Below are 9115 nucleotides of genomic sequence, written 5' to 3' on the forward strand. Positions count from 1 at the left end.
GACGTCCTTCCGTCTCAGGGGTAGAGCAGTACGTCCTCACCGGCCCACCGGCCGGGCGGTGCGGGCGGTTCGCACAGCCGCAGCGGGTCCTCGCCCGCGTCGACCGTCCGCCGCAGTTCGTCGGAGCCCCAGAGGCGGTCGATGAAGTCGCCGGACCAGGCGAAGTCGTCCGGGTACAGCCGCCGCAGCGTGCCGAGCATGGCGACGGCGGTCCGTACGGGGGCGAACGCCTCGCGGTCCGTGACGTGGAGGTGGACCCCCCGCACGGGGCGGCCGGCGTGCTTGTCGAAGGTCGGCACGTAGCGGACCTCCCTGAAGTGCACTCCGGGTAGCTCGAGTTCGGCGAGCGCGGGGGCGAAGCGGGCGTCGACGTACGGAGCGCCGACGGTCTCGAAGGGCTGAGTGGTGCCCCGGCCCTCGGAGACGTTGGTGCCCTCGAAGAGGCAGGTGCCGGGGTACACGACGGCCGTGGCGTACGTCGGCATGTTGGGGGAGGGCGCGATCCAGGGGAGGCCGGTGGCCTCCGCGTCCATCTTCCGCTGCCAGCCTGCCGCCTTGATCACGGTCAGGTCGGCCTGTCGTCCGGCCGCTTCGGCCACCGCCGACCTGTTGAGACACCAGGCGAGCTCCCCGCAGGTCAGTCCGTGGCGGATCGGCACCGGCGCCCGGCCGACGAAGCTCGCGAACGCCGGATCGAGCACCGGCCCCTCACTGACGAGTCCGCCGAGCGGATTGGGCCGGTCGGCCACGACGAACCGCACGCCGGTGCGTGCGGCCGAGACCATCAGGTCGAACATCGTCCAGACATAGGTGTAGAAGCGCGCCCCGACATCCTGGAGGTCGTACACCAGCGCGTCCACGCCGCTGTTGATCAGCACCTTGTCGAGCCGGTCGCCCTCGCGGCGATACGTGTCGTAGATCGGCAGCCCGGTGGCCGGGTCGGCGCAGTCCGGCTCGCCGGCGCCCGCCTGGGCGGTGCCGTACAGCCCGTGCTCCGGGCCGAACAGCGCGGCCAGGTTCACGCCCGCCTCCAGCAACGCGGGTGCCGTCGGGGTCAGGTCGGGCAGCACGCAGGCGTGGTTCGTCACCAGTCCGAGCCGGCCCGGCCCGGCGAGACCGGGCACCGCGCACAGCCGGGCGATCCCGGTCGTCACCGTGAAGCGGTCGTCCGCACTACTCATTCTTCGCCCCTTATAGGAAATTCCCTTGAATGTCCCGAAATTGGGCAATGCAGCGGACACTACCTCCCGGTCGCGGCGCCCTCCTGACGACGACATTCCCCGTTCGGGTGAAAACCCGTTCGACTCCACCCGCTTCGCGGCCGATCATCAGCTCATGCCACTGAGCGACACCCTTGCCCGAGTCGACGAGGACCTGGCCGCCGGCCGTGTCCCCCTCGCGCGCCAGCGTCTGCGCGGACTGGTGTCGTCCTTCCCCTGCGATCCGGCGCTCCGCCGCCGCCTCGCCGAGGTGTACCGGCTGTACGGGGAACCCGCCCAGGCGGGCCGGTGGATGTACCTGGAGGAGGACCGCGACCCGGCCGAGACCGCCGCCTTCGAGGCGCGCTACCGCACTCCCGCGGAGCGCAGGGCCGCGCTCGGCTGGATCGGCGCCGACTCGCTCGCCCCGACGGACTTCGCCAGGGTGCAACTGGCGGCACTGTCCGCCGCTTCCCCGGAGGACGTGGAGAGTTCCGGCCCCGCGGACGTCAAGGGCTCCTTGGCGGCCCTCGGATGTCTGGTACTGGCCATCGCATTTCTGGCCATCTGGGTGATCGGTGTCATCGCTCTCTTCCGGTGAGCGCGTTCGGTTGGCCTAAAAGGGCTCCCTCGGGAGGAGGTTGACGCGCTTCGTGGGGTTTGCGGGTGCTACCGCGAGGGCGGGGCATCGAGGGCGGAACGGGTCTTTCCGGGCTCGGCACCAGCGGTGTGGGCCGGTGGTTCCTCTACCACGTCCCCTCGTCGCAATGGTTGCTTCACGACGACTTCAGGTCCGGGGGGTCAGGAGGGGCTATTCGGAACGTGGCGCACTCCGGTGTGACTAGCATGTGGGCGTAACCGGACTGGAAGATCGCCTTCCTCCGAGGCGGCCGCTTCCGGACCCGCGATCGAGGCGTTCGGTCGCCGATTCTTCTGCTCGCAGACCGAGGGACCGCGGAATGTCAGTTCCTGCACCGTCCGTTCAACACCGCTCGACGGCCGTACAGCGCAGTTCGTGGGCGGTGCCCGCGGCCGTGGTCGCGGTGACCGCCGTCGCGGCCGCCGTCGCGGTCGGGGCGGCGCCGTCCGGCACCCGCAGATGGACCCTGATCGTGGCGGGCGCGGGCTGGGCGTGCGTCGCCGTCGCGGTGCTCGTCGGACACCTTCTCGTCCGCCGGGCCAGGCTCGCGGCCGCCACCCAGGCCGCCGAGAACGACCGGCTCCGCGCGCAGGCGCAGCAAACGGCCGCGCAGACCGGCCACCTGGTCAACGTCACGCTGCCCTCCCTGCACAACCTGGTGCTGGCCGGCAGCGGCGCCGCCGACGCCCTCGCCGGGGTGTCGATGCCCAACGACCAGAACCTGCGCCGGCTCGCCCAGCTCTCCGCCGGCGCCCTGGAGGAGGCCGTGGGGCGCGCGGCCGCCGCCGACGAGGAGTCCCGGCGGACCCAGGAGGCGCTGAACGACGTGTTGGCCGAGGTGGACCGGCTCGGCCGCGAGACGCTGCCCGCCGCCGTCGCCCGGCTCGCCGAGGGCCGCTCGGCCGACACCGTCCTCGGTGAACTCGCGCTTCCCCAGATGCCGTTGATGCACGACCTGAGCGAGCTGGTCGTCCGCGAACTGGCGCGCAGCGAGCGGCGCGCGGGCGGTGCCCGGATCGCCTCCACCAAGGCACTCAGCCGCGTACAGGCCAAGGCCGTCAGCATGCTCGCCGACCTGCGGGCGATGCAGGACGAACACGACGGCAAGATGCTCGGCGACCTGATGCGGCTGGACCACAAGACCTCCCAGCTGGTGCTGATCGCCGACCGGCTGGCGCTGCTCATGGGCGGCAAGACCAGCCGTACCTGGAACAAGCCGATCCGGATGGAGAGCATCCTCCGGGGCGCCATCGGCCGTATCGCCGCCTACCAGCGGGTGCGGCTGCACTTCACCTCCCAGGCCGCGATCTCCGGGTTCGCCGCCGAGGGCGTGATGCACCTCCTCGCGGAACTGATCGACAACGCGGCCAACTTCTCCCCGCCCACCGACGAGGTGCACGTCTACGTCGAGGAGCACCGGGCCGGGGTCGTCGTCACCGTCGAGGACAGCGGACTGACCATGTCCGAGGCGGCGATGCGGCACGCCGAGGGCGCGGTGGCCGGCAGCATGGCCGACCTCGCCTCCCTCCAGGGCACCCGGCTCGGCCTCGCCGTGGTCGGACTGCTCGCGCTCAAGTACCGGATCAACGTCAGCTACCGCCCCTCCTCGCGCGGCGGCACCGGCGTGGTCGTCCTGCTGCCCCGGCACCTCATCGCGCAGCAGCGCGACCCGTGGCCCGCCCAGCGGGAGGCGGCCCAGGCGGCCACCGTCCGTCCGGTCCCGGCGCCCGAGGCACCGACGCCCGCCCCGGCCCCCGTCATCGAGGCATCCGTGCGCCCCGATCCCCCCGTGAAGCTGCGGGAGGTCCCCGAGCAGACCCGGCACGAGCCGCCCGCCGCCGCGCCCGCCGCCGCCACTCCGAACGGCCTCCCTGTCCGCAAACCCGGCCGCACCATGAGCGACGCCGAGCGCGCCCAGCGTCCCGCGAGCGAGCCCACCCCGCCGCGCAAGCGGCCCGTGCACGACGTCGGCTCCCGCTTCGGCGCCTTCCACCGCTCGCGCAAGTCCTCGGGCGACACCCTGGGCGGCCGCCCCGACCCCCAGCCGCCGACCGCCGGCTGAGCCCCTCAAGCCCCCGCCGGGCCGAGCCCGGCAGCCACGCCCCCCTCGTGCCCATGAGATTGGAGGAACGGGCCGGTGACCGAACAGCCGGACACCACCGTCCCATCACCCATCATGCAGACCACCGACAACAGCCTCGTCTGGCTGCTGCAGAACCTGCTGGAGCAGACGCCCGGTGCCCGGCACGCCCTGGTCCTCTCACGCGACGGCCTCAAGCTGTGCTGGACCCCCGACCTGGCCGCGGACCAGGCCGACCAGCTCGCCGCCATCTGCTCCGGCCTCCAGGCCCTGTCCCACGGCGCCTCGGTGGAGTTCGGCGACGGCTCCGGCGGTGTGCTCCACGCCATGACCGCCTTCCACGGCGGCCTGCTGTGCATCGTCGGCGCCGGTGAGGGCGCGCACCTCGCGGTCGTCGCCGCCGAGGACGCCGACCCCGGCCGCCTCGGCGAGGAGATGACCGGGCTGGTCGACAAGATCGGCGAGCATCTGCGGGCCGCGCCCCGGCAGCCGTTCCAGGGGAGTACCCGGCCGTGACCCGCAAGCCGGTGGACACCGGTGCCCCCGACCGGCTCTACACGGTCACGAACGGGCGCAGCAGCGTCGACGACACCCTGGACCTGGTCACGCTCATCGTCGCGGAGTGCCAGCCGGCCACGGGCATGCAGTCGGAGCACAGCCGCATCCTGACCCTGTGCCGGCATCCCACCTCGGTGGTGGAGATCTCCGCCGAGCTGGAACTGCCGATCACGGTCGTCCGCATCCTGCTGGCCGACCTGCTCGACACCGGCCGGATCACCGCACGCCACCCACCCGTGAACCCCTCGCTCCCCGACCCCGCCCTTCTCAAGGAAGTGCTCCATGGGCTCCGCAATCTCTGAGCTGCCCGCCCACCGCACGCCACTGGCCGACGCGGCGGAAACCGGGCTGAAGATCGTCGTCGTGGGCGGCTTCGGCGTCGGCAAGACCACGCTGGTCCGCTCCGTGAGCGAGATCCGGCCGCTGAACACCGAGGAGGTGATGACGGAGGCCGGCGTCGGTATCGACGAGACCAGCGGCGTCGCCGCGAAGTCGACCACCACCGTCGCCTTCGACTTCGGCCGGATCAGCCTCAACGACACCATGGTGCTGTACCTGTTCGGCGCGCCTGGCCAGAAGCGCTTCTGGTTCCTGTGGGACCGGCTCTTCTCCGGCACCCTCGGAGCCGTCGTCCTCGTGGACACCCGCCGGATGGACGACTCCTGGTACGCGATAGACCGGCTGGAACACCACGGCACGCCCTTCGTGGTGGCCGTCAACCGCTTCGACGACGACGCGAACCACCACTCCCTGGACGAGATCCGGCAGGCCCTCGCGCTCCCGGATCACGTGCCGATGCTCGACTGCGACGCACGGGTCCGGCAGTCGGGCAAGGACGTGCTGATCACTCTCGTGGACCATGTGTACACGCTGGCCACGGCCCAGGAGGCGACCCCGTGACCGACCCCGGCCCCTTCTCCGCGCACCAGGCCCCGCCGCCCGGCTGCCCCGCCCACACCGACGCGGTGCGCCTGGCGGGACTGGAGTACCAGCAGACGCCCTCGCAGATGTACCGGGCGCTGCGCCGCGAGCACGGCGCGGTCGCACCCGTCCTGCTGGACGGCGACATCCCGGCCTGGCTGGTGCTCGGCTACCACGAGGTCGCCCAGGTCACCAGCCATGACGAGTTGTTCGCACGGGACTCGCGCCGCTGGAACCAGTGGGACAGCATCCCGCCGGACTGGCCCCTGATGCCCTTCGTCGGCTACCAGCCCTCGGTGCTGTTCACCGAGGGGGAGGAGCACCGGCGGCGGGCCGGGGTGATCACCGAGGCGCTGTCCGGGGTGGACCAGTTCGAGCTGGCCCGCGACTGCGAGCTGATCGCCGACGAGCTGATCGGCCGCTTCGCCGGCAGCGGCCAGGCCGAGCTGATGTCCTCGTACGCGCACGCCCTGCCGATGCGGGCCGTGGTGCAGATGTGCGGTATGCCGCTCTCCGGCGCCGACACCCAGCAGCTCGTCGACGACCTGCGCATCTCCCTGGACGCGGCCGAGGGCGACGACCCGGTGGCGGCCTACGGGCGGGTGGGCGAGCGGCTGGTGCGGCTGGTCCAGGACAAGCGGGCCGACCCCGGCAAGGACGTCACCTCGCGGATGGTGCTGCACCCGGCGGGTCTCGGCGACGAGGAGATCGTGCAGGACCTGATCTCGGTCATCGCGGCCGCGCAGCAGCCCACCGCCAACTGGATCTGCAACGCGCTGCGTCTGCTGCTCACCGACGAGCGGTTCGAACTCAGCGTGTCCGGCGGCCGGGTCAGCGTGGGCGAGGCGCTCAACGAGGTGCTCTGGCTCGACACGCCCACCCAGAACTTCATCGGCCGCTGGGCGGTACGGGACACCCAGCTGGGCGGCCGTCAGATCCGGGCCGGCGACTGCCTGGTCCTCGGCCTGGCCGCCGCCAACACCGACCCGAGTCTCTGGCCCGAGGGCCACGTCGGCGCGGAGAACGCCGCGCACCTGTCGTTCAGCAACGGCGAGCACCGGTGCCCGTACCCGGCCCCGCTGCTCGCGGACGTCATGGCGCGCACCGCCGTGGAGACGCTGCTGGAGCGGCTGCCCGACCTGGTGCTCGCGGTGGACCCGCACACGCTGACCTGGCGGTCGTCCATCTGGATGCGGGGGCTGACCACCCTGCCGGTCCGGTTCACGCCGGTCGACGGATAGCCGGTGGCCCGCTGGGCCCCCGGGGGGAGGGGGCCCAGCGGGCGCCGCTCAGGCGGTGGGGGTGAAGCGCACCGGAAGGGCCTGGGGGCCGCGGGTGAACACGCCCTGCTCGACCGGGTCGAAGCCGTCGGCGAAGCGCAGGTCCGGCATGGCGTCCAGCAGTTGGGCGACGCCGATCTCGACCTCCGCCTTGGCGAGCAGCGCGCCCACGCAGAAGTGTCGGCCCAGCGCGAACGCCAGGTGGTCGGCGGCCGCGGAGAAGGCGTTGGTGGCGGTGAGGTCCTCGCGGAAGATGTCGAAGCGGTCCGGCTCGCGATAGCGGTTCCCGTCCCGGTTGGCCGAGCCGATCAGGCAGGTGACGGTGACCCCGGCCGGGATGGTGCCGCCGCTGAGCTTCACCTCGGTCGCGGACTGCCGCATGATCATGTGCACCGGCGGGGTGAAGCGCAGGGTCTCCGCGAACGCCCGCGGGATCAGGCTGTGGTCGGCCCGGACGGCGGCGAGCTGGTCGGGGTGGCTGAGCAGGTTGGCGAAGATGCTGGCGATCGCCTTGTCCGTGGTCTCGCCGCCGGCGGCGAGCAGCAGGCTGCAGAACGCCTTGATGTCCTCGTCGCTCATCCGCACCCCGTCGACCTCGGCGGCGCACAGCACCGACAGCAGGTCGTCGCCGAGGTTCTCGCGGCGTTCGCGGATGATCGGCAGCATGTACTCCGCGAACTCCACGCGGGTGCGCTCGCCGGCCGCGGCCACCTCCTGGTCGCCGGACAGGTTGCCGAGGAAGGCGATGACGGCGGTGTACCAGCGGTGGAAGCGGGCGTGGTCGGCCTTGTCCAGGCCCAGCATGTCCGCGATCACGTTGACCGGGAACCGGGTGGCGTAATCGGCGACCAGGTCGGCGGAGCCGGAGTGCCGGAAGGCGTCGACCAGTTCGCGCGAGTTGCGCTCGATGACGGGCAGGAACTTCTCCTGGAGGTCCCGGCCGCGGAAGGCGGGGGCGACCAGGGCCCGGCGCACCGCGTGCTCACGGCCGCTGAGCTGGAGGATCGTCTTGCCGTGGACCGGCTCGATCTGCCAGTTGTAGTTGTCGGTGGTGAACTCGCCGTCCTTGTCCTTGAAGACGCGTTCGACGTCTTCGTAGCGCGAGATGATGTAACTCTGCGTGGCCTCGTGCCAGATGAGGGGCGCGGACTCCCGCATCAGCCGGTAGGCCGGGTACGGGTCCGCCGCGAACTCGGGCGAGAGTATGTCGGGTATCTGTGCCGCAGTGGTCATGATGCTCCGTCGAGACCGGGAATGGCGTGTTCCGTAAGGTTATTGATCATTCGTCAGCCAAGACAGACCCTCAAGGCTTCAAGTGAGGCCGGTGCGTACCTTGGCCGGATACCGGTCGTCCAAAAGCGGGGTGTGCGGTCTGTTCTCCGGCCCTCGTGTCCTGATCCGGTCGGTGCGCCGCGGCGTCATGGGTGGAAACGGGGCGCACGGTCGGCGCACGGGTGCGTGGTGCGGAGTCATCTGCGCTCAAGTGAGAGCGTGACGGCACATGCGCCGGGACGGCCGGATCGACGCGGGTCATATGCGGCAGTAACGCTATATTCCGGACGCGTGTTGGCCGGATGGCAAACGCTGAATACCGTGGGGCATATGCCAAAGGCAGCGAAGGCGATTATTGCGCGCTCTATTACCCGCCGGTAATCGATCGAACGAGTACCTCCGATCGTGGACTTTCCCTTAGTGTGATGAGTGTGAATGAACAGGGTCCGGGCAGTCTGGTTCCGACCGGCCGCACGGGAACTGTCATCTCGGGGACGGAGCGCTTCGCTCCTTCGTTCGATCTGACGCTCCGTGCGGATCGGGCAAGCAGTCCGGGAGCCGCGGAAACGGAATGCGCGGCGGCTCGGAAAAACAAGCTGATGTATGTGCCGCCTAGGGGGGCGTCGTGGTCAATCCTTTCGACGATGAATCGGGCAAGTTCCTGGTGCTGGTGAACGAAGAGGGCCAGTACTCGCTCTGGCCGGCGACGCTCGCCGTGCCGGGCGGCTGGCGGGCCGGGGGCCCGGAGGGGTCGCGCCAGGAGTGCCTGGACGCGATCGAGGCCCAGTGGACCGACATGCGGCCCGCCAGTCTGGTGCGGGCGATGGCGGCCGACGGATAGGTCGGCCCGCGAACCCCGGCCCGTTCGGGGTGTCCTGCCTGGTCGTACGGCATTCGCCGCCATGTGACCCCCTGGGCGCCGCTCTCGCCCGGGGAGGCCGTCGCGCCGTCTCGCCGGACGATCGTCACCGCCGGCGAGACGCTCGCGCCGGTTCCCGTTCCCGCTCGCGGAGGTCCCGGCGGCCCACCCCGCCGCGGGGTCGACGCGCGTGGATGCGGCGGGCACCCGCGCGCCGGTAAGCGGGAGTGCGGATGGGCGCGGCCGGTTCGACATCTCGCTGACGCACTCTCTTCCTTTCACCGTCACGGAAAAGCCATGGGGCGA

At 71.3% G+C, this 9115-nt stretch carries 9 protein-coding genes; 7 read left to right on the top strand and 2 right to left on the bottom strand.

Annotated features, from left to right (window positions below):
• Positions 1-14: 14 nt before the first annotated feature.
• Positions 15-1181, bottom strand: a complete 1167-nt coding sequence (locus EV284_RS02810) for a DUF1343 domain-containing protein (RefSeq protein ID WP_130329883.1) — start codon at positions 1179-1181, stop codon at positions 15-17.
• 154 nt (positions 1182-1335) lie between these two features.
• On the opposite strand from EV284_RS02810, the gene EV284_RS02815 reads away from it, so the two are divergent.
• The 6 genes from EV284_RS02815 to EV284_RS02840 all read left to right on the top strand — a co-directional run bounded on the left by EV284_RS02815 (position 1336) and on the right by EV284_RS02840 (position 6639).
• A complete protein-coding gene (locus EV284_RS02815) occupies positions 1336-1800 on the top strand; it encodes a DUF6584 family protein (protein ID WP_130329885.1) in 465 nt (154 codons plus the stop codon).
• Between the two features lie 358 nt (positions 1801-2158).
• Positions 2159-3901 carry an ATP-binding protein gene (locus tag EV284_RS02820; protein WP_242625534.1) on the top strand — a complete coding sequence of 581 codons (1743 nt, stop codon included), beginning with the start codon at positions 2159-2161 and terminating at the stop codon, positions 3899-3901.
• 114 nt (positions 3902-4015) lie between these two features.
• Positions 4016-4435, top strand: a complete 420-nt coding sequence (locus tag EV284_RS02825; protein ID WP_051887871.1) for a roadblock/LC7 domain-containing protein — start codon at positions 4016-4018, stop codon at positions 4433-4435.
• Entirely contained in the window at positions 4432-4779 is a 348-nt protein-coding gene (locus EV284_RS02830; protein WP_086696503.1) for a DUF742 domain-containing protein, read from the top strand. The genes EV284_RS02825 and EV284_RS02830 overlap by 4 nt, the downstream gene beginning before the upstream one ends.
• Positions 4760-5377 carry an ATP/GTP-binding protein gene (locus EV284_RS02835; RefSeq protein WP_130329887.1) on the top strand — a complete coding sequence of 206 codons (618 nt, stop codon included), beginning with the start codon at positions 4760-4762 and terminating at the stop codon, positions 5375-5377. Before EV284_RS02830 ends, EV284_RS02835 begins: the two co-directional genes overlap by 20 nt.
• Positions 5374-6639 (top strand): cytochrome P450, encoded by a 1266-nt coding sequence (locus tag EV284_RS02840; RefSeq protein WP_130329889.1) that lies wholly within the window; start codon positions 5374-5376, stop codon positions 6637-6639. Before EV284_RS02835 ends, EV284_RS02840 begins: the two co-directional genes overlap by 4 nt.
• 48 nt (positions 6640-6687) lie before the next feature.
• On the opposite strand, the gene EV284_RS02845 is transcribed toward EV284_RS02840, so the two are convergent.
• Positions 6688-7911, bottom strand: a complete 1224-nt coding sequence (locus EV284_RS02845; protein WP_130329891.1) for a cytochrome P450 — start codon at positions 7909-7911, stop codon at positions 6688-6690.
• 664 nt (positions 7912-8575) lie between these two features.
• Here EV284_RS02845 and EV284_RS02850 point away from each other — a divergent pair.
• Complete coding sequence (locus EV284_RS02850; protein WP_130329893.1) at positions 8576-8791, top strand: MbtH family protein; 216 nt, start codon at positions 8576-8578, stop codon at positions 8789-8791.
• Positions 8792-9115 lie beyond the last annotated feature (324 nt).

Source organism: Streptomyces sp. BK022 (assembly GCF_004217355.1).
Classification (GTDB): domain Bacteria; phylum Actinomycetota; class Actinomycetes; order Streptomycetales; family Streptomycetaceae; genus Streptomyces; species Streptomyces griseoluteus.

Coding starts and splice junctions, on each gene's coding strand:
- EV284_RS02810 (WP_130329883.1), bottom strand. CDS start 1,181: ATGAGTAGTGCGGACGACCGCTTCACGGTGACGACCGGGATCGCCCGG.
- EV284_RS02815 (WP_130329885.1), top strand. CDS start 1,336: ATGCCACTGAGCGACACCCTTGCCCGAGTCGACGAGGACCTGGCCGCC.
- EV284_RS02820 (WP_242625534.1), top strand. CDS start 2,159: ATGTCAGTTCCTGCACCGTCCGTTCAACACCGCTCGACGGCCGTACAG.
- EV284_RS02825 (WP_051887871.1), top strand. CDS start 4,016: ATGCAGACCACCGACAACAGCCTCGTCTGGCTGCTGCAGAACCTGCTG.
- EV284_RS02835 (WP_130329887.1), top strand. CDS start 4,760: ATGGGCTCCGCAATCTCTGAGCTGCCCGCCCACCGCACGCCACTGGCC.
- EV284_RS02845 (WP_130329891.1), bottom strand. CDS start 7,911: ATGACCACTGCGGCACAGATACCCGACATACTCTCGCCCGAGTTCGCG.